This is a genomic window from Hymenobacter frigidus, assembly GCF_014640435.1.
Taxonomy (GTDB): domain Bacteria; phylum Bacteroidota; class Bacteroidia; order Cytophagales; family Hymenobacteraceae; genus Hymenobacter; species Hymenobacter frigidus.
Genome location: NZ_BMGY01000002.1, coordinates 200,791 through 224,299 on the forward strand (window position 1 = coordinate 200,791; position 23,509 = coordinate 224,299).

The window sequence follows — 23,509 nt, forward strand, 5'->3', positions numbered from 1 at the left end:
CGTTTCAGCCCGGGCGCGGAATTCAGTCCAGCGCCGCTCGCTATGATTAAAAAGCTCGACAAGCTTATTCTGAAGGCCTTTGCCGGGCCTTTCCTGCTCACGTTTGCCGTAGTGCAGTTTATTCTGCTCACGCACACGCTGCTCAAATACCTCGACGATATCATCGGGAAAGACCTGGGTACGGGCGTACTGCTGCAACTGCTGTTTTATTTCAGCGTACTGATTGTGCCGGTTTCGTTGCCACTGGCCGTGCTGCTCTCGTCGCTGATGACTTATGGCAACTTGGGCGAACACCACGAACTGACGGCCATTAAAGCCTCCGGTATTGCCCTGACGCGCATTTTGCGGCCGGTGCTGCTGGTCACCGTTGGTTTGGCCGTGGGCGCGTTCTGGTTTAATGAAACCATCGTGCCCAAGGCCAATCTGGAAGCCTACAGCCTGCTCTGGGATGTGCGACAGCAAAAACTGGCTTTGGATATCCGGGAAGGGGTTTTTTACAACGGCATTCCGGGCTATACCATCAAAGTGGATAAGAAAACCGGAGAAAATGGCGACCGGCTGCACGGCGTCATGATTTACGACCACACCCAGAAGTCGGGCAATGCCACGGTGATGCTTGCTGATTCCGGCCGGATGTTCACCCGCTTCAACGGCGCCTATCTGGGTCTAGAACTCTTTCACGGTCACAATTACGTGGAGCAGCCCGATGCGCAGAACCGGGCGGGGGCCAGCTTTATTCGGCAGGGGTTCGACCACAACGTGGTGACGTTCTCACTGGCTTCCTTTGACCTGGGCCATACCCAAAAAGAGCTGTTCCAGACCAATCGGATGATGCTCAACATTCCGCAGCTGCACAAAGCTTCTGATTCGTTGCAGACGAGAATTCAAAAGGAGCAGGAAATTATTCCGCGGCAGATGAATGCTTACTACACCTTCCTCCGGTTTGATACGACGAGCCAGGCGGCCAACAAACGGGTGATAGCGCTGAAAGTACCCACCACCCGTTTGCCCGCCACTACGGCTACCATGTTGCAACAGGCCGCCAACCGGGCCCGCAACATGCGCGCCTACGCCAACACCACCGCCGAGCGCCTGGATGACTTAGCTAGAAACTCGGCGCTGTTCCGCATCGAAGTCTACCGTAAATACTCCCAGTCGGTGGCGGTGTTGCTCATGTTTCTCATTGGCGCACCGCTGGGCGCCATCATCAAAAAAGGAGGTTTGGGAGTGCCGATTCTGGTATCCATTCTCTTCTTCATCATCTACTATGTCCTCAGCATCATGGGGGAGAAGTACGGCCGCGAGTTTGTGATGCCCGTAGGCCTGGGCATGTGGATGTCCAATCTGGTGTTGCTGCCGGCCGGCTTGTTTTTCCTGTACCAAGCCTACAACGACTCCGGCTTGCTTGAAATGGATTTCTGGCGCCGGCTCCCGCAACGCCTCGGCATTCCGGCGCTGCGCAAAATCACCGCACCGGTGGAAGAGTAAGGCCGCAATTACTCCGCCTGTCATTGAAAAATCCGCACTTCGTGCTTTTATCCTGTTTTTAAATTGCGTACCTTTGCGATACCCCAACGTGTGGGGTAACCGATTAACATTTTTTACACCTTTAAATCTAAGACGGGGTAACACCTATCAGCCGATGATTTTAACCACCGAAGCAAAACAGGCCATTTTCGAAAAGAACAGCCTGCAAAAAGTGAAAACTGATACCGGTTCGGCCGAGGCCCAGATTGGCCTTTTCACTCACCGCATCATCCACCTCACCGAGCACCTCAAGGTGAACAAGAAGGACCACAGCACCCGCTTGGGCCTGCTGAAGCTGGTAGGCAAGCGCCGCCGCATGTTGGATTACCTCCAGCACCGCGAAATCAACCGCTACCGCGCCATTATCAAGGAGCTGGGCATCCGTAAGTAAGTCCAGAATCTGAGAGTAGGGAGCCTTCCAACGAGGGTTCCCTACTCTTTTTTTGTTCGGGTCGGTTTGGCACTGAGACTGGCCCCAAATTCTGTTTTATCGTGCCGTACTGTTGTGTTTACCTGAGTAACGATGGCCGCAACTGGCGGCATTCGTTTTTGGCTGCTCGCCCGCTGTCGCTTTTCCAAGCAAATCCCGCTGATGTCCCAACCCCACGCCATTACCAAAACCCTGGCGCTGCCCGACGGCCGCGTTATCTCCATCGAAACTGGCCGGCTGGCCAAATTCGCCGACGGTGCCGTCGTGGTTCGCCTCGGCGACACCATGCTGCTCGCCACGGTGGTTTCGGCCCCGAGCCAGCGCGACGGGGTTGACTTTCTGCCCCTGTCGGTAGATTACCAGGAGAAATTCGGCTCGGCCGGCAAGATTCCCGGCTCGTTTCAGCGCCGCGAAGGCCGCCTGAGCGACTACGAAATCCTGGTTTGCCGCCTCGTCGACCGCATCCTGCGGCCGATGTTCCCTAAAGACTACCACTACGAGGTGCAGGTAATGATTACCCTCATCTCGGCCGATAAAGAAGTGCAGCCCGACGCCCTGGCCGCCCTGGCCGCCTCGGCTGCTTTGTCGATTTCCGATATTCCGTTTGCTGGTCCGATTTCCGAAGTGCGCGTTGCGCGCATCGACGGCCAGTTCCAGATTAACCCTAAGACTTCGGACCTGGCCCGTGCCGACATGGACCTGATGGTGGGCGCGACCGCCGACTCCGTGGCCATGGTGGAAGGTGCCATGAAGGAGGTGAGCGAGGAGGAAATGGTGGCGGCCATTGCCTTCGGTCACGAAGCCATCAAGGCCCAGTGCCAGATGCAGAAAGAGTTGGCCGAGGCCGTCGGCCGCACCGCCGACTCGCCGACTCGCGAGTATCCCAAGTACGAGGAGAACGAGGAGTTGAAAAAGACGATTCTGGACGCTGTGTACCAGGGCGCTTACGATGTAGCCCGTAGCGGTAACACCAGCAAAGGTGGCCGTAAGGAAGGCTTCTCGAAGGTGAAAAAAGCTACCTTAGAGCATTTGCTGGCCGTGAATGCGGAGCTGAACATGAAGATGTTCAGCCGCTACTATGGCTTGGCCGAGAAGAAGGCCATTCGCGACATGATGGTGAAGGAGCGGGTGCGCCTCGACGGTCGCCAGCTCACCGAAATCCGCCCCATTTGGTCGGAAATCAACTACCTGCCCGGTGCGCACGGTTCGGCCATTTTCACCCGCGGCGAAACTCAGAGCCTGACCACGGCCACGCTTGGCACCAAGCTCGATGAGCAGATTGTGGACCAGCCACTGGCGAAGGGCTACTCGAAATTCATGCTGCACTACAACTTCCCCGGTTTCTCAACCGGCGAAGTGAAGCCGAACCGGGGCGCTGGCCGCCGCGAAATCGGTCACGGCAACCTGGCGCTGCGCTCGCTGAAGCAAGTGCTGCCGCCCGATGATGAGAACCCCTACACCATCCGCATCGTGTCGGACATCCTGGAGTCGAACGGCTCCAGCTCGATGGCTACGGTGTGCGCCGGTTCGCTGGCGCTGATGGACGCGGGCGTGAAGATTTCGGGTGCCGTGGCGGGTATCGCCATGGGTTTGGTGCAGGATAAGGAGACCGGCGAATACGCCGTGCTGAGCGACATTCTCGGCGACGAGGACCACCTCGGCGACATGGACTTCAAAGTGACCGGCACTGAGAAAGGCATTTGCGCCTGCCAGATGGACATCAAAATCCAGGGCTTGAGCAACGAGATTCTGACCGCTGCGCTGCACCAGGCCCGCGAGGGCCGTCTGCACATTCTGGGTGAAATGGCCAAGACCATTGCCGCCCCGGCGGCTGAGCTGAAGGCGCACACGCCCCGCTCGCACAAAATGTTGATTGACAAAGAATTCATTGGTGCCATCATCGGGCCGGGCGGCAAGGTTATCCAGCAAATCCAGAAGGATACCAACGCCACGGTCATCATCGAGGAGAAGGACGAGAAGGGCCACGTAAGCATTTACGCCGCCAACCAAGATGATATGCAGGGCGCTATCGACCGCATCAGGGCCATTGCGGCGCAGCCGGAAGTGGGCGAAATTTACAAGGGCAAGGTGCGCAGCATTCAGCCCTACGGCGCTTTCGTGGAAATCATGCCGGGCAAAGACGGCTTGCTGCACATCTCGGAAGTGACGCACGAGCGGATTCAGACGCTGGAAGGCTTGCTGGAAGTGGGCCAGGACATTGACGTGAAACTGGTGGAAATCGACAAGAAAACCGGCAAGTACCGGCTCTCGCGCAAGGTGCTGTTGCCCAAGCCCGAGGCGGCTGCGGCCAGCAACGGCGAAGCCCAAGCGTAGCTACGTTAAGCGTCCCGAACTAATGTCAGAGCAAGCCTGTTGGTTTCCTCTGACTTAGGGACACGCCAATACGGCTTTTTCTTTCGTGTAAATCCCATTAGATATCGTTCTTACCCAGTCCCATGAGACAGCTAAAAATCAGCAAGCAGATTACCAATCGCGAGAGCCAGTCGCTGGATAAATACCTCCAGGAGATTGGTAAGGTGGATTTGCTCACGCCCGACGAGGAGGTAACGCTCGCGCAGCGTATCCGCGACGGCGACCAGCAGGCGCTGGAAAAGCTGACCAAGGCTAACCTGCGCTTCGTGGTGTCGGTGGCCAAGCAATACCAGAACCAGGGTCTTTCGCTCGGTGACTTGATTAACGAGGGCAACCTCGGTCTTATCAAAGCCGCCAAGCGTTTTGATGAAACCCGCGGCTTTAAATTTATCTCTTATGCCGTGTGGTGGATTCGTCAGTCCATCCTCCAGGCCTTGGCCGAGCAGAGCCGCATCGTGCGTTTGCCCTTGAACCGCGTGGGTTCGCTGAACAAAATCAGCAAATCCTTTTCGGAACTGGAGCAGAAATTTGAGCGGGAGCCCTCGCCCGAAGAAATTGCCGAAGTACTCGAATTGACTACCTCCGAAGTGGTGGATACGCTGAAAATCAGCGGCCGCCACGTATCGGTGGATGCGCCGTTTGTGCAGGGTGAGGAAAACCGTCTGCTCGACGTGCTCGAGAACGAGGACGAGGATTCGCCCGACATGGCGCTGATGAACGACTCGCTCCGCAAGGAAGTGCAGCGCGCCCTGAGCACGCTCACCAAGCGCGAAGCCGATGTCATCACGCTCTACTTCGGGCTGAACGGCGAATCGGCGCTGACGCTGGAAGAAATCGGCGAGAAGTTTAACCTGACTCGCGAGCGGGTGCGCCAGATTAAGGAGAAGGCCATTCGGCGCTTGCGGCACACGTCGCGCTCGAAAGCGCTGAAGCCTTATCTGGGTTAATCAATTAGTTTTGTAGAATAAAAAACCCCGACCGTCAGGTTGGGGTTTTTTGTACAGCTAGGTGACGGGGACGTAGTGCGAAGCGGTGCTTTGCCTTTACACGCCGACAATGGCTTTATATCCATCGTTCAACGATGCGCGAAGCAGGGCTTCGCGCCATAGCACACAAAATGTCTGAACACATCAAATGCCTGATTATCGGCTCCGGCCCGGCCGGATACACCGCCGCCATCTACGCCGCCCGCGCCAACATGGTGCCTGTTATGTACATGGGTTTGCAGCCCGGCGGGCAGCTCACCATTACGAATGACGTGGAGAATTTTCCCGGCTACGCCGACGGCGTGAACGGCCCGCAGATGATGGAAGACCTGAAAAAGCAGGCCAGCCGTTTCGGTACCGACATCCGCTACGGCATTGCCACGGCGGTGGATTTCTCGGTACATCCGCGTAAAGTCACCATCGATGAGTCGTTGGAGCTGACGGCTGATACCGTAATCATTGCTACCGGTGCCTCGGCCAAGTGGCTGGGTATTCCCTCGGAAGCCCGGCTGAATGGTTCGGGCGTTTCGGCCTGCGCGGTGTGCGACGGTTTCTTCTACCGAGGTCAGGAGGTCGCCATTGTGGGGGCCGGCGACACGGCGGCGGAGGAAGCCACGTACCTGGCCAACATGTGCAGCAAGGTGACCATGATTGTGCGCAAAAGCGAGATGAAAGCCTCGAAAATCATGCAGCAGCGCGTGCTGGACAACCCCAAGATTGAGGTGCTGTTCAACACCGTGACCGATGAGATTCTGGGCGAGCACGTCGTGGAAGGCGTACGCGTAAAAAACATATTGACGCATGAAACCCGCGAAATTGCGCTGACCGGCTTCTTTATTGCCATTGGCCACGAGCCAAATTCCAAGATTTTTCAGCCCTACCTGCACCACGACGAGCAAGGCTATCTGAAAACCCTGCCCGGTACCAGCAAGACCAACCTGGACGGCATTTTCGCATGCGGCGATGTGCAGGACTTTACCTACCGCCAAGCCGTGACGGCCGCCGGCACGGGCTGCATGGCCGCGCTGGATGCCGAGCGCTATCTGGCCGCGCTTGGCGCACACTAAATTGCCATTTGCAGCGTGTTGGGGAAGGCCTGGCCTTTCTGCACACCGATGTATTAGACTGAACGGCACGGGCCGGGGCGTGTATAAGCCCCGGTTACGGCCTTTTCCTGTTTGCTTTTGATTTTTCTGAAAACAACTTACTGGCGGTCAGCGCTGCTATTGCTGGCGCTCGTGCTACTGCTGGCCGGGCTGAATCCAGCCTTGGCGCAGCGCCGCAAGACCCCACGCCCGAAGGCGAAGGCCGGCAGCACCACCGGCAAATCAGACTTCTTCCGCATTAAAACGCCGAAGATGCGCTATGTGCGCCCCGATACCACCACGGTCATCGAAACCGAGGAATTGCCCGACGATAATTCCGACGCGGCAAAATCCATCTTCTTTAACCCGGCCAAAAAGCTCAGCATCGTCAGCGAGGACACGTCGACGCTCAACCTCGGCGGGCAGGAGATTGTGGAGATGTCGGAAGAGGTGTTGATTGACTCCTCGTGGGTGAAAGTGGCCGGCTACTATTCCATCTGGGACACGCACACCGTGAACCCGTACCGAGTGGACGGCCGCAGCTACCGCGACTCGCTGAAGCTGCACCTTATCGACCCGCCCCGGCAGCGCTACGCCAAAATGCCGTTGGTGTCGACGCCCATTACTTCGGGTTTTGCCTTCCGGGGCTACCGCTGGCACTACGGCATGGACCTGGACCTGGAAACCGGCGACTCGGTGCGCACCGTGTACGATGGCGTGGTGCGTATCAATGCCTGGGACGGTGGCGGCTACGGCAACTACATTCTGGTGCGCCACTACAACGGCCTGGAAACGATTTACGGCCATATGAGCAAGGCCTTGGTGCCGGTGGGTACCTTTGTGAAGGCGGGGCAGCTCATTGGCTATGGCGGCAGCACGGGGCGCAGCACGGGCTCGCACCTGCACTTTGAGGTGCGCTACCAGGGCAACCCCATCAACCCGACCCTGATGTATGATTTCCCCGGCTACAAGCTGCGGCACGACAACTTCACCATTACTTCGCAGCTCTTCAACTATTACAGCCGGGCCGTGGGGCGCAGCCGCAGCAGCGGAAGTCGTGGCCGGAGTGGTTCGCCATCCCGCGCCCGGCAGATGGTGACGCACAAGGTGCGCTCGGGCGATACGCTTTCGGAGGTAGCCGAAAAGTATGGGGTGCGCGTAAGCACCCTCAAAAAGTTGAACCCGGGCGCGAAAACGCTGCAACCCGGCAAAAAGCTACGCATTAAGTAGGGCTATTCCAGGCCCAAAAAGAACGTCATGCTGCATGCAGCGTGACGTTCTTTTTTGTTTTCCAACGTTTTAAGTAAACCGATAATGAAACTGGATATTCTGGCGCTGGGCGCTCACCCTGACGACGTAGAAATGTCGTGCACCGGCACGCTGCTGGCTGCCATGGCGGTAGGCAAGACCGTGGGCATTGTCGATTTTACGCGAGGCGAATTGGGCACCCGTGGTACCCCGGCCACCCGGGCCGCCGAGGCGGCTGCTTCCAATAAAATCCTCGGTATCGAGGTGCGCGAAAATCTGGGCCTGCCCGATGGCTTTTTTCGCAACGAGCGGGAGCACCAGCTGCCGCTTATCGCTGCTATTCGCCGCTATCAGCCCGATGTGGTGCTTTGCAACGCCATTCACGACCGGCATCCTGACCACGGCCGCGCCGCTCAGTTGGCTTCGGATGCCTGCTTCCTGGCGGGCCTGCGCATGATTGAGACTTTAGGGGATGATGGCCTGCCGCAGGCTGCCTGGCGGCCCAAAAACGTGTATCACTACATTCAGGACCGACAATTGCCGCCTGCTTTTGTGGTGGATATCACACCTTACTGGGCCAAGAAGTGGGAGGCCATTCAGGCGTTCAAAACCCAGTTTTTTGACCCCGAAAGCACGGAGCCGCAAACGTATTTGTCAAGCCAGACTTTTGCCCATTTCATGGAAGCGCGGGCCCGGGAGTTCGGCCACATCATCGGCGTCGAGTTTGGCGAGGGCTTTACGGTGGCGCGGCCAGTGGGCGTGCGCGAAGTGGGTGACTTGCTGTAGGGGATAAGCTGATAGTAGGCGGTGTTCAGCAGCAGCAGCACAGCCTGGCAGAAACCAAACGGAAGTTTTTCCCGTTACCACGGAAAATATTCCCACCTTTGGGTCTGCATTCTTTGCTCATTCTTATGACAGCCGCTGCTTATCCTTCCGCCGTTTACTCGCCTGCTTTGCTGGGGCTGCAGGCCACCGTGGCCGATTCCTTCGCACTGGTGATGGAAGCCCGCACCGGCGTGCTGGCCAAAACTGCTTTCGATGTGGCCGCGCTACTGCAATTCAGCGCCGATGAACTGGCTGACTTACTTCACACCACTACCAAAACGCTGCGCACCTACCGGGAAAGCAAGAAGCGCCTCGGCCCCGCCGCCAGCGAGCAGGTACTGAAACTGCTCGCGCTGGCCCGGCAGGGCGAAGAAGTGTTTGGTAACGTGCCCGCCTTCCGGCGGTGGCTCGACAAGCCCGCCTACGGCCTCGACAACCAGCCACCGTTGGCCCTGCTCGAAACCAGTGGTGGCATCGACCTGGTGGCCGACGAGGTTGACCGTATTGGCCACGGCGACTTTGCCTAAGCTCGTTCCTGCGTGGAAATCTACCGCATCTGCCTGGCCAAGTACGCCAGCGAGCTAGTCGCGTCCGGCAACCCCGGACGCTGGAATCTGCGCGGCCAGCTGGTCATCTACGCTGCCGGCAGCCGCGCCCTGGCCTGCCTCGAAAACGTGGTGCACCGCAGCGGCGAAGGGCTCAACAGCCTCTTCAAAGTCATCCGCATCAACGTACCGGATGCTTTGCTCATCGAAGAGCTAACCCTGGACCAGATGCCCCCCGACTGGCAACTGCCGCGCCATTATGCTCGCTGCCAGCCTTTGGGTACCGCGTGGTACCAGCGTCAAACGGCGGCGGTGCTGCGGGTGCCGTCCTCCATCATCGCCCACGAGCACAACTACGTGCTCAACACCCGCCACCCGGATTTCGGGCAGATGCGGATTGTTGGGCGGGAGGATTTTGAATTTGACTCGCGGATTAAGCAGGACGGTTTTTGATTAATGTGCTTTGATTAAGTCGGATTCTCATATCGTGGATAGGCATCTTCGCTATATTTAATCCCAGCTATGCTGTACAACTCTTTGGCGGTGGTTCAAAACTGAGTGATGTCTGATTTTTCGCTTGTTAATTAATTCAGCTTAAAAACACGTCAGGATGGCGGGAAGGACGGATATCTACACGGCATAAATTGAGTGCAATACCGAAATCACCAAGCTTCGGACCACCGGCAGTTTATTTACCCGCTGCTATAAGAAGGCCTTTTGGAGGAAAAACCTCTGGTTGTAAAAATGCCTAAAATCATCCCCCATCTGCACCCAAGCCGAACACCGGCTCGCCCGGACGTAAAAGAGCCGCTCCGACAGTTGTCGGAGCGGCTCTTTTGCTTAGAATAGCGTGTCGTGGACGGGGGTAACCGGCTTACTGCCGCACCAAGCGATGCGCTACGCTTCCCTCGGTGCTGGTCACTTTCAGCACATACACGCCGGTAGCGAGCGTGGTCAAATCCAGCTCACACGTGGTTGCGCTGGCGGCCATCGTGCCGGTCAGCATTTCCTGGCCCAAAGCGTTGTACACCACTAGCTGGGCCCGGGAGTGACTGCCGCTCAGCGTCACCGTGAGGCGGCCGGTGGTGGGGTTCGGGTACACCGTCAGCTCGGCGGCGGACAGGCCGGCACGGGCTGCCGTCACCACCGTCGACACCGGAGCGGAAGGCAGCGAGGCGCAGCCCGTGGCGTTGGTCACCACCACGGTGTAGCTGCCGTTCTGCGTGGCGGTGTAGGTTGCGTTCGTAGCGCCGGCAATTACCACCCCGTTCAGGTAGAACTGGTACGTGGCGCCCGGCGCGGCCGAGGCCGTGAGCAGCGCCCCGCTGGCCGTGAGCGTGGGCTGTGCCGGCAGCGCGTTGATGGTGAGCGGGGCCGTGGCCGAAGTCGCCGCGCAGCCGCCGCTAGCGGCCACCGTATTGGTCACGGTGTAGGTTCCCGGCGTTGAAGCCGTCAGGTTGATGGCTCCCGTCGCGGCGTTCACGCTCAGACCAGTAGTGGACGTGAACGTGCCCGCTGCGCTGCCCGTGGCCAACATAGCGGCCGCTGTTCCGGTGGCACAGTAGCTGCTGTTGGCATAGCTAAACGTAGCCACGGCCGGGGCCGTGATGGTCACGCTGGCCGTGCCCGTGCTCGGGCAGGGGCCGCCCAGGCTGTAGGTCACCGTGTAGATACCGGCCGTGCTCGCGCTCGGGGCAATGGCGCCCGTGCTCGCGTTCAGGCTCAGTCCGCTTGGGGCCGCAAACGTACCGCCCGCCGTTCCCGTCACCGTGGGCGTCGTCATCAGCGAATTGCTGCGGCAGAAGCTGGCCGCCGGATACGCGAAGGTGGCCGTGGTGGTCGGATTCACCGTGACCGTGGTGGCCACCGAAGTGGTAGCGCAGCCGCTGGCGCTGGTCACCGTCACGGCGTAGCTGCCCGCCGTGGTGGCGGAGTAGCTGGCTGCGGTGGCCCCGCCGATGGGTTGCCCGTTGAGTAGGAACTGGTAGAGGAGGCCGTTGCCGCTTGGTGCCGTGAGCACCACCGAACCACCGGCGCAGAAAGTAATAGGGCCACCGGCCACGAGGCTGGCCACCGGCGCGGTATTCACCGTCACCGAGGCCGTGGCCGATACGGCCGCGCAAGCCCCCGAAGCGGCGATGGTATTGGTCACGGTGTACGTGCCGGGCTGGCTCAAGCTCAAATCAATGGCGCCCGTCGCCGCGTTCAGGCTCAGCCCGGCGGGGGCCGCACTGAAGGTGCCCGCGCTGCCGCCGCCCGAGAACGTGGGCAGAGCCGCCGTGGCTGCGCCAGCACAGTAGCCCGTGGCGCTGCTGTAGGAGAAGGTGGCCACGGGGGCCGTCGTAATGGTTACGTTCACGGTGCTGCTGGCCGGGCAGGTACCGCCCACGCTGTAGGTTACCGCATAAGTCCCGGCCGTGCTGGTTTGCAGGTTAATCGTGCCGGTAGCCGGGTCGATAACCAAACCCGCCGGGGCGGAGAACGTGCCGCCGGCCGCCCCCGAAACCGTGGGCATGGGATTGGCCGCCGTGGGGCAGAACGTAGTGCCCCCCGCGTAAGCAAAGGTGGCATTCGGCGTAGCCGTGATAGTAACCGAGGCCGTGCTGCTGCCCGGGCAAGGGCTGCCGCCCACATAAGTGACGGTGTAGGTGCCGGGTTGGCTTTGGCTCAGGTTCAGTACGCCCGTGGCGGGGTTAAGGCTCAGCCCCGTACCCGAAGCCGAAAAGCTGCCGCCGCTAATAGATACCGTGGGGCTGGCCGTGCCCGCGCCCTGGCAGAAGCTGCTCGCCGCGTAGCTGATTGTAGGCGTAGCAATGGGGTTGACCGTAACCGGCACGGCCGCCGCCGTAGCCGAGCAAGCGCCCGCGTTGGTGATGACCACGCTGTAGGAGCCGCTGGCCGAGGCCACGAACGTGGCATTGGTAGCCCCGCTGATGGCTTGGCCGTTGTTCAAAAACTGGTAGGTGCTGCCCGCCCCCCCGCCATTGGCGGTGAGGGTGACGGCGCCGCCCTGGCAAAAAGTCGTTGGCCCGCTGGCGGCCAGGCTGGCCACTGGCACGGTGCCGATGTTAACCTGCGCCGTGGCCGTAGCACTTGGGCAGCCGCCCGCAGCGGCCACGGTGTTGGTCACGGTGTAAGTACCCGGCTGGCTTTGGGCCAGGTCAATAGCTCCGGTACCGGCATTGAGCACCAGGCCCGCTGTCGAGGTGAACATGCCAGCTGAGGCGCCGCTGGCCAGCGTCGGCGTGGGGGTGGTGCCGCCCACGCAGTACGTGGCGGCGCCGTAGCTGAACGTGGCCACGGCCGGAGCCGTGATGGTCACGGTGGCCGTGCCGGTGCTCGGGCAGGGGCCGCCCACGCTATACGTTACGGTATAAGTGCCCGGCGTGCTGGCTGCCAGGTTGATGGTGCCGGTGCTGGCATCGCCGCTCAGGCCCACGGGAGCCGACGAGAAAGCGCCGCCCGTAGTGCCCGTAATGGTAGGCGTGGGTGAGGTGCCGCTGTTCTGGCAGAAAGCCGACGCGCTATAGGAGAAGGTAGCCGTGGTTTGCGGGTTTACCGTCACCAAAGTGGCGGTGGAAGTACCCACGCAGCCACCGGCGCTGGTAATAACCACACCGTAGCTGCCGTTGGCCGTGGCCGTGTAGGTGCTGCTGGTCGCGCCGCTGATGGGCTGGCCACCGTTCAGGAACTGGTAGGTAGCGCCGACGGCTCCGCCCGTGGCCGTGAAGATTACGCTGCCGCCCTGGCAGAACGTGGTGGGGCCACTGGCCGCGAGGGCGGCTGCCGGAGCCGCTTCAATGGTCAGACTTACCGCCGTGCTGCTGGGGCAACCCCCTCCCACGCTGTAAGTCACGCTGTAGGTGCCGGCCGTGCTGGCCGTCAGGTCCACCGCGCCGGTGCTGCTGCTCAGGCTCAGGCCCGAAGGAGTAGCCGTGAACGTACCGCCCGGGGTTCCCGTGATGGCGGGCGTGGGTGGGGTGCCGCTGTTCTGGCAGAAAGCCGCCGCGCTGTAGGAGAAGGTAGCCGTGGTTTGCGGGTTCACCACTACGCCGATGGCGTTGGAGGTAGCCGTGCAGCCGCCGGGGTTGGCAACAACGGCCGTGTAGTTGCCGCTGGCCGTGGCCGTGTAGGTGCTGCTGGTCGCGCCGCTGATGGGCTGGCCGTTGTTCAGGAACTGATAGGTGGCGCCAGTAGCCCCGCCGCTGGCGGTGAGCACGACGCTGCCGCCCTGGCAGAACGTGGTGGCCCCGCCGGCCGCGAGCGTGGCCACGGGCTGCGCCGTGAGCACCACGGAGGTAGTGGCCGAAACGGCCGCGCAGCCATTAGCAGCCGCCACGGTGTTAGTCACGGTGTAAGTGCCGGGTTGGCTCTGGACCAAGTCGATGGCTCCGGTGCTGGCGTTCAAACTCAGGCCCGCGGGACTGGCCGAGTAGGTGCCGGTTGTGGCCCCGGTGGCGGCCGTGGGCGTGAGGGTGCCCGCCGTGCCGGCGCAGCGGCTGCCGCCCACGTAGCTAAAGTCCGCCGTAGGCGCGGCCGTAATGGTGATGTTGGCCGCGGCGGTGCCGGGGCAGCTGCCCCCGCTGGTGTAGACCACGCTATACGTGCCGGGCTGGCTCTGCGCCAGGTTAATTGTGCCCGTGTTGGTGTTCAAACTCAGGCCCGTGGTGGTCGAGAAGGTGCCGCCCGTGGGCGTGACCGTGGCCGTGGGGTTGGTGGCGCCGCTCTGGCAGTAGCTGGCGGCTGGGTAGCTGAGCGTGGCCACGGTGGGCTGAGTCACCGTGACGGTGACGGCGTTGGACGTGGCCGAGCAGGTAGCCGGGTTGTTGACCACCACGGTGTAGGTGCCACTCGTCGTGGCCGAGTAGGTTGAGGCGGTGGCGCCGGGAATCTGGTTGCCGTTCTTCAAAAACTGATAGGTGTAATTGGCTGCGCCGTTGCCAGTTACGTTGGCCGTGAGCAGCACCGAGCCGCCCTGGCAAAAAGTCGTGGGCATGTTCGTGTTCAGGTTCACCACGTTCTGCGGCTGCACTTGAATCTGTATGGAAGCGGAAACCGCCGAGCAGCCCGCCGCATCGGTCACCCGCACCGAATAGCTGGCGCTGTTGGTGACGGTGGCCGTGTACACCTGGTTCGTGGCCCCAACGATGTTGATGCCGTTGCGCAGAAACTGGTAAGTGTAGTTGCCGCTCGGGCCCGCCACCAGGTAAATGGTGCCTTGCTGGCAAAACCGCGTCGGGCCCTGCGAGTTGATGGTGGCCGTGGGCGGCTGGTTCACCGTCACCGTAGCCACGGTGGAGGTCACCGGGGCGTTGGCCCCGTTCTGCACCACGGCCCGGAAGCTGGTGGTTTGGGTCAGGTTGGAAAAGGTATAGGTCGGGGCCGTGCCGGCCACGTCCACGTAGCCGTTGCCGCTGTTGGTCTGGTACCTCAGGATGGAGCCGGTATAGCCCGTGAGCGTGAGCGTGCCGGAGTTAAAACCCGCGCACACCGTGCTGGTAGCCGGGCTCAGTGTGCCCCCATCCGGCCCCGGCGACTGCGCCAGGACCTGTCCGGGCAGCCAGCAGGCGGCCACCAGCCAGAGCCAGGCCATTGGGCGGGACCAGCCCTTCAGCGGGCGGTTCATACGTAGGAGTGTAGTCATAAAAAGAAAGAGAAAGTGAGAAGCTTGGTCTGAACGAATGCGGTAAGTACACAGACAGGGCCTGAACCAAAGAGCTTAAGCCGGGACTGCCCCCATGCTTGAAAATACTCAGCGCGGAGCAGCCATCAGTATCAGGACCAGGGCACAAGAGTAGCGGCCCAACATGATGCGAACATGAACAAGACATTCCTAAGAAGCTGTTTGAGTTCGCAGAAATTCAGGGTTCTGCGGATGTTAACTACTGCAATCCAGGTATTTGCATGACGCAACATCCGGTCGTATTCTTTGGACAAGCGCCGGTTCATGTCGAGTCACGCAAACGTGCGCTCGATAATTCAGCGCCGGGCGTGGATGCAGAAATTGGTTTTCCGCACCGGTACGCGCGCTGGTTTCTCGACCCGGATGCCGTAGCGTTGGGCCAGCTGCTGGCGGAAAACACCGTGAAAGAAACTGTCCATGAAAACGACCTGGACGGCTCCCAGCAGTTCGTGCGTGGCGGTTACCTCGTCCCAGAAAGCAATGGCCGCGGCTCCGTCCACCGCATGAGCGGGGCGCACCCGACTGGCCAGCACCTGGCCCGGCTCAACTGTTTAGCGTGAGCAGGTTCCAGCGTCCGTGCTGGCGTTGGATTTTGGTGATGGAGGCAAAGTCGATGCGCAGCTGAAAGGCGTTGCGCAAGGGTATTTCCAGGCAATTGGCCACCAGCGCCCGAATGGTGCCGCCGTGGCTGAATACCAGCACGGGGCCCGGCCCCCCGGCTGCGCCGCCGTCCGCCAGCTCGGCCAGGAAAGCCGCCGCCCGCAGCTGCACGGCCCCGAATGTTTCGCCGCCGGGCGGGGCCAGCGTCACGTAGTCGGCCATCCACGGTGCGGTTTCGGCGGGCGACAGGTCATTCCAGGCGCGGTTTTCCCACGCGCCGAAGTGCATCTCGCGCAGGCGCTCATCGGGCGTAACAACGGAGGCAAACTCGGCGGCCAGCGCCTGGCACCGCGCCGCCGGACTGCTATAGGTGTGGTAGCCCTGCGGCGGCGCGGGCGGGAGCTTGGCCCGCAGCGCCACCACTTCCGCGGCAAAGGTGTCGGCCAGGGGCACGTCGTAGTGGCCGTAGCAGAGGCCAGTGGCGGCCACGGCGGTGTGGCGAATCAGATAAATTTCCATGCGATTCCGAGCAGTAAGAATAAGTACACGACCACCTCGGCCACTTGCTGAATGGCCCCGAGGCAGTCGCCGGTGTAGCCCCCAATCCAGCGCTGAAAGTAGCGGGCCAGGCCGCTTCTGACGGCCGCCAGCGGGAGCAGCACTAGCAGCACGGCCGGGCGCTGCTGCCAGTTGGCGTAGAGCAGCAGGGGCAGGCTGCCCAACAGCAGCCCAGTGCCCAGCTCGGCGCGGCTGATTTTCTTGGCTACGGGCTTGGCCTTGCTGTCCTCGTTTTCGCGGGCGTAGCTGTGGGTGAAGATGCAGGCCAGGGCCGTGGCCCGGCTCAGCGGGTGAGCCAGCAGCAGGGCCGGGCCCACCAACGGGGGAGGCAGCCCGCGCAGCACCAGGAACTTCAGGCTCAGCAGCAAGGTCAGCCCGGTGACGCCGTAGGTGCCCAGGCGGCTGTCTTTCATGATTTCCAGGATTTTGAGCTTGGTCCAGCCGCCGCCAAAGCCGTCGCACACGTCGGCGAACCCGTCTTCGTGGAATGCCCCGGTGAGCAGGATGCTGGCTCCCATGCTCAGCAGCAGGGCCACGTCGTCGCCCAGCCGCAGCAGGCGCCCACCCGCGTACACGGCCGCTGCCACCGCGCCCACCAGCCAGCCGATGAGGGGAAAGTAGCTGGTGGCCTTGTTGAGCAGCGCATCCGAATACCCCACCCAGGCCGGCACCGGCAGCCGGGTATAAAACTGCACCGCGAGCAGCAGCAGGCGCAAGTGATGGCGGGGCCAGGAATCCATAAGCGGCCGGTTTCTCAATTCGTTTGTGTGGGACGAACTGCTTGGGAGCCGGAATCGTCGCTGACGCCGGCGCTTTCGAAAGACGCCATCTCATTCAAAAAGCCCGCTGCGGCCCGCACCAAGGGGTAGGCCAGCGCGCAACCCGTGCCCTCGCCCAGGCGCAGGCCCAGGCGCAGCAGCGGCCGGCCGCCTAGCTCAGCCAGCAGCCGGCGATGACCCTGCTCGTCCGACTCGTGGCAGAATACGCAGTAGCCCAGCACCGCCGGGGCCAGCCGGGCGGCCACCAACAGCGCCGCCGAAGCAATAAAGCCGTCAATGAGCAGCAGCATGCGGTGCTCGGCGGCGCGCAGCAGGGCCCCGCACATCTGCGCGATTTCGAAGCCGCCGAAGGTGGCCAGTACGGCCAGCGGGGCGGTTCCTACGGTGGAGTGGGCTGCCACGGCGCGCGTCAGCGTATCGAGCTTGTGGGCCAGGCCGGCCGCGTCGAGGCCGGTGCCGCGGCCCACGCAATCCACCAGGGCATGGCCGGTGAGTTGGTGCATGAGCACGGCGGCCGCGGATGTGTTGCCGATGCCCATCTCGCCCACTCCCAGCACGTTGCAGCCGCTGGCGTGCAGCTCGTCGGCCAGGCGGGCGCCGCGCTGCAGGGCGTCGGTACATTGGGCGGCGGTCATGGCCGGCTCGTGGGCGAAGTTGCGGGTGCCTTCGGCGATTTTCTCGTCGCGCACGGTGGGCAGGTCAGCAAAAGAGCCCCGCACGCCGGCATCGACAATGGTCAGGCCCAAGCCGTTCTGGTGGCAGAACACGTTGATGGCCGCCCCGCCGCTCGCGAAGTTGCGCACCATCTGGTGGGTCACTTCGGGCGGGTACTGGCTCACGCCGGCCTGGGCAATGCCGTGGTCGGCGGCAAACACCAGCACGTGCGGCCGGTGCAGCGCCGGCCGCAGGGTCTGCTGCACCAGCGCGATTTGGTGGGCCAGGGCTTCGAGTTGGCCCAGGGCGCCCAGAGGCTTGGTTTTGGTGTCAATTTTGTGCTGGATGGCGGCGCTCAGCGCGGCATCGGGCGGGGTGATATTCCAGGAATTCATGCGGCAGGCTGTTCGGGTTGGGGGGTGTCCTCGGCGCGCTTAAAGCGCTTGTAGAGAAATAGCTGCCATTTTTCTTCGGCCACGCCGGCCTTGTCCATCTCGGCACGGGCCAGGGTGAAAAACAGGTCCGAGAGGCGGTTGATGTAGGCCGGGATGATGGGGTTTACCGCGTCGGTGGCCATCAGACTCACCAGGCGGCGCTCGCCGCGGCGCATTTGGGTGCGCACTACGTGGCACAGGGCCGACACTTCGTTGCCGCCGGGCAGCAGGAAGTAGTCGGAAGCCGTTTTCATTTGGCCTTCCAGCTCGTCAATCCACTCCTCGCACTGCTGCGCGCCGTCGGCCGGCATGGGGTTGGTATTGATTTTCTTGGCATCCGAGGGCCGGGCCAGGTGCGACATCATGTCCATCAGGTCCTTCTGGATGGTGTGGAGTCGTGGCTGCCAGGCGTGGTCCGCGCCGAGCTTCACGCGCAGCAACCCCAGCGTGGAGTTGGCCTCGTCGAGGTCGCCCATGCACTCCACGCGCACGTCGTCTTTGGGCACGCGCGAGCCGCCGAAGAGGCCCGTGGTGCCAGCGTCACCTTTTTTGGTATAGATTTTCATGGGGTAATAAGGGGTTTAACCAACAGTTCTTAAACAGTTATTTTACCACCAGCGGCAGGCCCGATACCATGAAAATGGCGCGGTCGGCCCGCTGGGCAATGTGCTGGTTCAGCCAGCCCTGCAAATCCGTGAACTTACGGCCGGCTTCGGTAGTAGCGTGCAGGCCCATGCCCAACTCGTTGGAGATGACCAGCAAGGTGCAGTCCTGCTGCCGGAGCAGGTCGAACTCAGCTTTGGCTTGCTGTAAGGCCGTGTCCACATCGTATTCGGCGTCGGCGAAGAAGTTCGTGAGCCACAGCGTCACGCAGTCCAGGACCACGGTGCGGCCGCCCAGGTCGAGGCGGCTTAGGTACTTTTCTTCTTCCAGGGTGGTCCAGCGGGCGTCGCGGTCGGCTACGTGCCGGGCAATGCGCTGGCGGTGGTCGTCGTCCCAGGCCCGTGAGGTAGCGAGGTAGACCGGGGTGGGGCTAAGCTGGAGGGCCAGGTCCTGGGCGTAGCGGCTTTTGCCCGAGCGCTGCCCGCCGGAGATGTAAGTAAGCACAGGCTGGAAATTTAGCAGTTATTAAAAACGACCCGACTGCGGCCGGCGCGGCCGGGCCGGTCACGATTAGCCTAAAAGTTTATGGTGTAGCGGCCGGTCAGGTTGCGGCCTGGCAGGTTGTAGCCCCGCTTCTCGTAGTAGTTTTCGTCGGTCAGGTTGTTGGCCAGTACCGATAAGGTGTGGCGCTCGGTGGCCGTGCGGTTGGCCGTCACCACTACATCGGGAAGGCGCTGGTACCGAAGTGTATCGGTGAGGGCCGGAGTTACTGGGCAGCGGAGTGTTTCGACGGGCACCTGGGCCTGGGCACCGTGGCCGGCCCCGGCCAGCAGCATCGTGCCCGACAGTTTGGCTTCAAAGCCGAAAGCCTGGCGACGACGGGGAGTAGCGTGTTCTTTCATGATTAATCTAAAGAGCAGAAAATCAGGTAACAGAAAATGCAAGAGGAATCAGTGGCTGGCCGCAGCGCCGGCCGGGTGGTTGTGGGGTAGTTGGCGCAAAGCCTGCAGCAGGGCCGCGATGCTCTCGTGCGGGCCAGCCGGTTGGTCCCCCATCAATTGGCTGGTCCAGTGGCCCAGCCCCGGGCCATCGGGCACGGTCACGCGCCAGTCGGCGCATTCCGTAGTTGGCACAAAGCCTTCGCGCTCCAGCGCCCGGCGGGTCCAGAAGGCGGCCGCGCCCGCGCCCACCACCTGCATCGCCGGTCCCGTGGGGGCGTGCAGGGCAAACGTGCCCGAAGTCGGGTCGAAGGCCAGCCCTTCGCGTGCAAAGGCGGCTGCGAACGTGCCGCTCAGCACCAGGTCCTCGGGGGTGCCGGTGCGTAGGGACCCATCGGCTGGCAGCAGCCACACCTGGTCGGCGGCCTGCAGAGCCAAGTCCAGTTCGTGGGTCGAGAGCAGAATGGCCTTGCCGGTCTGGCGGGCCAGGCGGTGCAGCAGGCGCATGAGGGCCACCCGGTTGGGCAGGTCGAGGTGGGCGGTGGGCTCGTCGAGCAAGACCACCGGCGTGTCCTGGGCCACGGCGCGGGCCACCAGCACCTTTTGCCGCTCGCCGTCGCTGAGCTCGCCCACCGGCCGGTGGGCCAGGCCGGCGGTGTCGGTGGCAGCCAGGGCCGCTTGCACCTGGGCGTCGTCGTGGGCCGAGAGAGTACCCAGCCAGCCGGTGTGGGGGTGGCGGCCCAGGCTCACCAGCTCCCGCACGGTGAGGTTGCCCACGTCGACGCGGTCGGTGAGCACGATGCTGAGCTGGCGGGCACGCTCGGCGGGGTTCATCCGGGCCAGAGACACGCCGCCCAGCTCCAGCCGGCCGCTGAGCGGGGGCTGCAGGCCGGCCAGCGTGCGCAGCAGGGTTGACTTACCGGCCCCGTTGGGGCCCAGCAGGCACACCAGCTCGCCGGGCCGCAGGGTCAGGTGCAGGGGGCCGGCCACCGGGCGGGGCGTTTTCCGGTTCACAAAATAGCCCACCGTCAGGTCGTCGGCGGTCAGCAGCGGCATGGGCTCGGGCATCGGCGTAGAAGTCGGCATCAGGAAAAAGATGAGCGGATGTTTGAGCGGCGCAGCACCACCCACAGCACCACCGGTGCCCCCAGCAGCGAGGTTACCACGCTCAGGGGTAATGCAGTCTGGCTGCCGGGCAGTTGAGCCAGGCAGTCGCAGCCCAGCGTGAGGGCCGCGCCCGCCAGGCAGGAGCCGGGCAGCAGCACGCGGTGGTCGGCAGTGCGCAGCAGCGCCCGCACCAGGTGCGGCACGGCCAGTCCCACAAATCCGATGGGTCCGCAAAATGCCGTGATGGCCCCGGCCAACAGGCTGGTGCTGGCAATAATGAGCGTGCGCGACCGGCCCACCGACAGCCCCATGCTGCGGGCGTAGTTCTCGCCCAGCAGCAGAGCGTTCAGGGGCTTGGCCGAGGCAAAGGCCAGTCCCAGCCCCACGGCCACCACGGTCGCCAGCACCGCCAGCTGGCGGCCCGTTACGCCGCCCACCGAGCCAAACGTCCAGAGCAGGTACTCCTGAATTTGCTCCGGGGCGCTGAAGTATTGCCACAGGCTGACGATGGCCCCCGTTACGCTGGCAATCATCAACCCCACGATGAGCAGCACCACGTTGTCGCGCACCCGCGCCGAGAGCACCAGCACCAGGCCCATCACCAGGGCCGCGCCGGTTGTGGCGGCCAGCACCAGCCCCCAGCTGCCCCCCAATCCCAGCGTCCGGATGGCGTAGCTACCCACCACACTGCCGCCGGCCATCATCACGGCGGCCACGCCCAGCGCGGCGCCCGCCGTGAGGCCCAGCGCTGATGGGCCGGCCAGCGGGTTGCGAAACAGCGTCTGCATCTGTAGGCCACTCACGGCCAGGCCGCTGCCCACTGCCAGGGCGGTCAGGGCCTTGGGCAGCCGGATTTGTTGCACGATAAAGACCCAGGCCGGCGTGTCGGTGGGCTGCCCGAGCAGAATCCGCACCACGGCCGGCAGCGGAATTCGCACCGGCCCCAAAGCAATGTCGAGTACGAAAGCCAGGGCCACCAGCCCCAGCAGGGCCAGCAGCAGCCCCGCCGTGCGCGACCGGCGCACGACCGGAGCCACGGCGGGCGCAGCCGTCAGAAAGGCCGTGCTCATCGCAGCAGCTGGTAGTAGTAGAGCTGCCAGGTAGGTAGCAGCTCGGGGTGCAGAATCTTAATCAGGTCGGCCAGCACCCGGTCGGGCCGCACCGCGCCCGACTCCCAGTAATCGTTGGAGCCCTGGGCGTTGGTGCGGCGGTTGTTGTTATAGAGGCGGCCGGTTTTATACGGCCCGAAAGCGGCGTACCGTGCGTCCTGGGCCGTGATTTCAGCCTTGGAATTTGCCGAGCCGGTTTGCAGCCAGTACTCGGCGGTGAGGGCCACCGGGGCCACCGTCTCGAAGGAAAGCGCCAGGCTGCCCTGCGGCGACTTAACCTTGTCCCAGGCGTAGGTAGTGCCGGCGTCGCGCAGAAACTGGGCCAGATAGCTGTCGGCATCGGGCACGTGCCACACGTCTTTGAAGGGCAGGCCCACCACCACGCGGGGCCGCCGGGTGGCCTTGCGGCCCAGGGCGGCCAGGCGCTGGTAGTCGCGCACCACCTGGCCGAACTTCTGGTTCACCAGGTCTTCCTTGTTGAGCAGCACGGCCAGCACCTTCACCCACTCGGCCCGGCCCAGGGGCGTGGTTTCCACCCATTCCGAATTAATCATGACCGGGATGCCAGCGGCGGCCAGCGTCTGAAACCGGGTCAGGCTCTCGCCGGGCCAGCCGGTGGCCATCACCAAATCGGGGTGCTGGGTGATGAGCTGTTCGTTGTTAAGCTCCTTGCCCTGGCCCACTTCCAGTATCTGGCCTGCCGCGATGCGCTGCCGTACCCGCGGGGCGGAAGCGTACTTGAGGCTGCCCAAGCCCACCAGGATGTCATCAGCTCCGAGAAAGTCGGTCAGGGCCACGTGCATGGACGAGAGGCCCACCAAGGTGCGAATCGGCGTTTCCACCAGCAGCGCGTCGGCGTAGCCGGGAGGGCGGGCCGTGCCCCGGGGCACCAGCAGGTAGCGCGTGGCCGTGGTTTTCTGCTCGAACGGGCTAAGGATGGTGAGTACCTTGCAGCGGCCGGCGTAGGCAATGGTGAAGCCTTTGGCGAAGCTGACCGTGGTGCGGCCGCGCAGCAGTGGCGCGCTGGTTGTGGGCGCGGAGGCTGCGGGCGCTGGGCGCTGAGCAAGGCCCGGCCCGGCACTAGCCAGCAGCAAGCCGAGGAGCGCGAAGGCGCGACCGACCAGAAAAAACAAGGGAGCACCGCCGGCACGGCCGGGGGGAAGCGGGGGGTTGGGCATGGTACGACGAGCCTTTCTGCCGAAAGCTGTGACTGTATGAAGCAAGCGGCAGGTCTTCTGACTTCCCCCACCGGCCGACGGCCTTCCCATTCCCCCAAGGGAACAGTGGCACCAGGTATCGACTGGTTGTTGGAGGGGGTTACAGCAGCGGAGACTGTCCCGGATTCACACCGGATTCCCTTTTAAAGTCGCCCCGCACCGCGGAAACGACTACCATTTACTGCGCCAAAGGTAGCCCAAAAAGCAAGATTCCGGCTGCTGGGACCGGAAATTCATGGCAACTGCACCGCAGCCCGCACGAAGTCTACCCGTGCGGCGACCGCCGCCAGGGGCAGTTCCCGCACCTCGTAGCCCAGGCCCTGGTAGGTGTCGCGCAGGGCGTGGTACAGCGTTTCGGCTTCGGAAAACGTCTGCCAGCGCTCGGCGTCGTTCACGTAGATTTCCGGCCAGGGCGGGGCCAGCAACACCGGGTTCTGGTAGGGGTGCGCATGGGCCGCGGCGCGGTAGGCGGGCGGCACGGGCAGGCCCGCCACTTCCAAGTAAGCCAGGATATCGGGGATGCCCCGGTCGAAGAATGTGACCCCGCCGCGCCGCGCCGCCCGCCGGTGCTGGGCCACCATCCGGGCTAGGGCCAGCTCGGCAAAACCGCTTAAGTCCTGCCACGGCACCCGGCTCGTGCCCAAGGCCACCTGCTCGCGAATGAGCCGGCGCGATACCTCGGCGACGCCTGCGAAACCGGCCCGGCGCAAGGCCGCCAGCAGCGTAGTTTTGCCGGCCCCCGGCCCCCCTGAAATCACGTAAAGCGGCATGTTGTGGAAACCAGGCCGCCGAATTTCCCGGCCGCGCC

General features: G+C 62.9%; 21 protein-coding genes and 1 riboswitch. Of the genes, 10 read left to right on the plus strand and 11 right to left on the minus strand.

From position 1 onward, the window contains the following. Positions 1-42: 42 nt before the first annotated feature. The 9 genes from IEW17_RS01880 (at position 43) to IEW17_RS01920 (ending at position 9,472) form a co-directional block, all read left to right on the plus strand. Positions 43-1,488: an LptF/LptG family permease gene (locus tag IEW17_RS01880; RefSeq protein WP_229748745.1), complete on the plus strand. Its 1,446-nt coding sequence runs from the start codon at positions 43-45 to the stop codon at positions 1,486-1,488. A gap of 154 nt (positions 1,489-1,642) precedes the next feature. Beyond that, complete coding sequence (rpsO, locus tag IEW17_RS01885) at positions 1,643-1,918, plus strand: 30S ribosomal protein S15 (RefSeq protein WP_188560308.1); 276 nt, start codon at positions 1,643-1,645, stop codon at positions 1,916-1,918. Between the two features lie 201 nt (positions 1,919-2,119). Continuing rightward, a complete protein-coding gene (pnp, locus tag IEW17_RS01890) occupies positions 2,120-4,291 on the plus strand; it encodes a polyribonucleotide nucleotidyltransferase (protein WP_188560309.1) in 2,172 nt (723 codons plus the stop codon). Between the two features lie 122 nt (positions 4,292-4,413). Next, the gene (locus IEW17_RS01895) at positions 4,414-5,277 is read left to right on the plus strand and encodes a sigma-70 family RNA polymerase sigma factor (RefSeq protein WP_188560310.1); all 864 of its coding nucleotides are present in this window, start codon (positions 4,414-4,416) and stop codon (positions 5,275-5,277) included. A gap of 170 nt (positions 5,278-5,447) precedes the next feature. Beyond that, positions 5,448-6,383, plus strand: a complete 936-nt coding sequence (gene trxB, locus IEW17_RS01900; RefSeq protein WP_188560311.1) for a thioredoxin-disulfide reductase — start codon at positions 5,448-5,450, stop codon at positions 6,381-6,383. 117 nt (positions 6,384-6,500) lie between these two features. Next, complete coding sequence (locus IEW17_RS21310) at positions 6,501-7,631, plus strand: peptidoglycan DD-metalloendopeptidase family protein (protein ID WP_308420582.1); 1,131 nt, start codon at positions 6,501-6,503, stop codon at positions 7,629-7,631. An 84-nt stretch (positions 7,632-7,715) separates the two neighbouring features. Then, positions 7,716-8,435, plus strand: coding sequence for a bacillithiol biosynthesis deacetylase BshB1 (gene bshB1, locus IEW17_RS01910; RefSeq protein WP_188560312.1), 720 nt, complete (start codon positions 7,716-7,718; stop codon positions 8,433-8,435). Between the two features lie 125 nt (positions 8,436-8,560). Next, complete coding sequence (locus IEW17_RS01915) at positions 8,561-9,001, plus strand: Xre family toxin-antitoxin system antitoxin (RefSeq protein WP_188560313.1); 441 nt, start codon at positions 8,561-8,563, stop codon at positions 8,999-9,001. Positions 9,002-9,013: 12 nt separating this feature from the next. After that, on the plus strand, positions 9,014-9,472 hold the full coding sequence (locus IEW17_RS01920) for an RES family NAD+ phosphorylase (RefSeq protein WP_188560314.1): 459 nt from the start codon (positions 9,014-9,016) through the stop codon (positions 9,470-9,472). Positions 9,473-9,893: 421 nt separating this feature from the next. Here IEW17_RS01920 and IEW17_RS01925 read toward each other — a convergent pair whose 3' ends face one another. Next, positions 9,894-14,663, minus strand: coding sequence for a beta strand repeat-containing protein (locus IEW17_RS01925; protein ID WP_188560315.1), 4,770 nt, complete (start codon positions 14,661-14,663; stop codon positions 9,894-9,896). 347 nt (positions 14,664-15,010) lie between these two features. On the opposite strand from IEW17_RS01925, the gene IEW17_RS01930 reads away from it, so the two are divergent. Then, positions 15,011-15,262, plus strand: coding sequence for a hypothetical protein (locus tag IEW17_RS01930; RefSeq protein ID WP_188560316.1), 252 nt, complete (start codon positions 15,011-15,013; stop codon positions 15,260-15,262). On the opposite strand, the gene IEW17_RS01935 is transcribed toward IEW17_RS01930, so the two are convergent. The 10 genes from IEW17_RS01935 to IEW17_RS01980 all read right to left on the minus strand — a co-directional run bounded on the left by IEW17_RS01935 (position 15,246) and on the right by IEW17_RS01980 (position 23,471). Then, entirely contained in the window at positions 15,246-15,821 is a 576-nt protein-coding gene (locus tag IEW17_RS01935) for a histidine phosphatase family protein (protein ID WP_188560317.1), read from the minus strand. The two genes, IEW17_RS01930 and IEW17_RS01935, sit on opposite strands and share 17 nt — an antisense overlap. Then, positions 15,806-16,600 (minus strand): adenosylcobinamide-GDP ribazoletransferase, encoded by a 795-nt coding sequence (locus IEW17_RS01940; protein ID WP_188560318.1) that lies wholly within the window; start codon positions 16,598-16,600, stop codon positions 15,806-15,808. The genes IEW17_RS01935 and IEW17_RS01940 overlap by 16 nt, the downstream gene beginning before the upstream one ends. A 14-nt stretch (positions 16,601-16,614) precedes the next feature. Then, a complete protein-coding gene (gene cobT / locus IEW17_RS01945) occupies positions 16,615-17,688 on the minus strand; it encodes a nicotinate-nucleotide--dimethylbenzimidazole phosphoribosyltransferase (RefSeq protein WP_188560319.1) in 1,074 nt (357 codons plus the stop codon). Continuing rightward, positions 17,685-18,293 carry a cob(I)yrinic acid a,c-diamide adenosyltransferase gene (locus tag IEW17_RS01950; RefSeq protein WP_188560320.1) on the minus strand — a complete coding sequence of 203 codons (609 nt, stop codon included), beginning with the start codon at positions 18,291-18,293 and terminating at the stop codon, positions 17,685-17,687. Before IEW17_RS01950 ends, cobT begins: the two co-directional genes overlap by 4 nt. 37 nt (positions 18,294-18,330) lie before the next feature. Continuing rightward, a complete protein-coding gene (locus IEW17_RS01955) occupies positions 18,331-18,834 on the minus strand; it encodes a bifunctional adenosylcobinamide kinase/adenosylcobinamide-phosphate guanylyltransferase (protein ID WP_188560321.1) in 504 nt (167 codons plus the stop codon). A 71-nt stretch (positions 18,835-18,905) separates the two neighbouring features. Continuing rightward, positions 18,906-19,232, minus strand: coding sequence for a hypothetical protein (locus IEW17_RS01960; protein ID WP_188560322.1), 327 nt, complete (start codon positions 19,230-19,232; stop codon positions 18,906-18,908). A 48-nt stretch (positions 19,233-19,280) separates the two neighbouring features. Continuing rightward, entirely contained in the window at positions 19,281-20,354 is a 1,074-nt protein-coding gene (locus tag IEW17_RS01965) for an ABC transporter ATP-binding protein (RefSeq protein WP_229748747.1), read from the minus strand. Continuing rightward, the gene (locus IEW17_RS01970) at positions 20,354-21,445 is read right to left on the minus strand and encodes a FecCD family ABC transporter permease (RefSeq protein ID WP_188560323.1); all 1,092 of its coding nucleotides are present in this window, start codon (positions 21,443-21,445) and stop codon (positions 20,354-20,356) included. The genes IEW17_RS01965 and IEW17_RS01970 overlap by 1 nt, the downstream gene beginning before the upstream one ends. Continuing rightward, positions 21,442-22,662: an ABC transporter substrate-binding protein gene (locus IEW17_RS01975; RefSeq protein WP_229748749.1), complete on the minus strand. Its 1,221-nt coding sequence runs from the start codon at positions 22,660-22,662 to the stop codon at positions 21,442-21,444. The genes IEW17_RS01970 and IEW17_RS01975 overlap by 4 nt, the downstream gene beginning before the upstream one ends. Positions 22,663-22,692: 30 nt before the next feature. Further along, positions 22,693-22,895, minus strand: a riboswitch (cobalamin riboswitch). 39 nt (positions 22,896-22,934) lie between these two features. Further along, complete coding sequence (locus tag IEW17_RS01980) at positions 22,935-23,471, minus strand: AAA family ATPase (RefSeq protein WP_188560324.1); 537 nt, start codon at positions 23,469-23,471, stop codon at positions 22,935-22,937. Positions 23,472-23,509 lie beyond the last annotated feature (38 nt).

Bases quoted from the DNA above. Each gene is read 5' to 3' on its own strand.
- IEW17_RS01915 (WP_188560313.1), top strand. From the start codon at position 8,561: ATGACAGCCGCTGCTTATCCTTCCGCCGTTTACTCGCCTGCTTTGCTG.
- IEW17_RS01895 (WP_188560310.1), top strand. From the start codon at position 4,414: ATGAGACAGCTAAAAATCAGCAAGCAGATTACCAATCGCGAGAGCCAG.
- IEW17_RS01970 (WP_188560323.1), bottom strand. From the start codon at position 21,445: ATGAGCACGGCCTTTCTGACGGCTGCGCCCGCCGTGGCTCCGGTCGTG.
- IEW17_RS01960 (WP_188560322.1), bottom strand. From the start codon at position 19,232: ATGAAAGAACACGCTACTCCCCGTCGTCGCCAGGCTTTCGGCTTTGAA.
- IEW17_RS01980 (WP_188560324.1), bottom strand. From the start codon at position 23,471: ATGCCGCTTTACGTGATTTCAGGGGGGCCGGGGGCCGGCAAAACTACG.
- pnp (WP_188560309.1), top strand. From the start codon at position 2,120: ATGTCCCAACCCCACGCCATTACCAAAACCCTGGCGCTGCCCGACGGC.
- trxB (WP_188560311.1), top strand. From the start codon at position 5,448: ATGTCTGAACACATCAAATGCCTGATTATCGGCTCCGGCCCGGCCGGA.
- IEW17_RS01935 (WP_188560317.1), bottom strand. From the start codon at position 15,821: ATGGAAATTTATCTGATTCGCCACACCGCCGTGGCCGCCACTGGCCTC.
- IEW17_RS01950 (WP_188560320.1), bottom strand. From the start codon at position 18,293: ATGAAAATCTATACCAAAAAAGGTGACGCTGGCACCACGGGCCTCTTC.
- IEW17_RS01940 (WP_188560318.1), bottom strand. From the start codon at position 16,600: ATGGATTCCTGGCCCCGCCATCACTTGCGCCTGCTGCTGCTCGCGGTG.
- cobT (WP_188560319.1), bottom strand. From the start codon at position 17,688: ATGAATTCCTGGAATATCACCCCGCCCGATGCCGCGCTGAGCGCCGCC.
- IEW17_RS01965 (WP_229748747.1), bottom strand. From the start codon at position 20,354: ATGCCGACTTCTACGCCGATGCCCGAGCCCATGCCGCTGCTGACCGCC.
- rpsO (WP_188560308.1), top strand. From the start codon at position 1,643: ATGATTTTAACCACCGAAGCAAAACAGGCCATTTTCGAAAAGAACAGC.
- IEW17_RS01925 (WP_188560315.1), bottom strand. From the start codon at position 14,663: ATGACTACACTCCTACGTATGAACCGCCCGCTGAAGGGCTGGTCCCGC.
- bshB1 (WP_188560312.1), top strand. From the start codon at position 7,716: ATGAAACTGGATATTCTGGCGCTGGGCGCTCACCCTGACGACGTAGAA.
- IEW17_RS01880 (WP_229748745.1), top strand. From the start codon at position 43: ATGATTAAAAAGCTCGACAAGCTTATTCTGAAGGCCTTTGCCGGGCCT.
- IEW17_RS01975 (WP_229748749.1), bottom strand. From the start codon at position 22,662: ATGCCCAACCCCCCGCTTCCCCCCGGCCGTGCCGGCGGTGCTCCCTTG.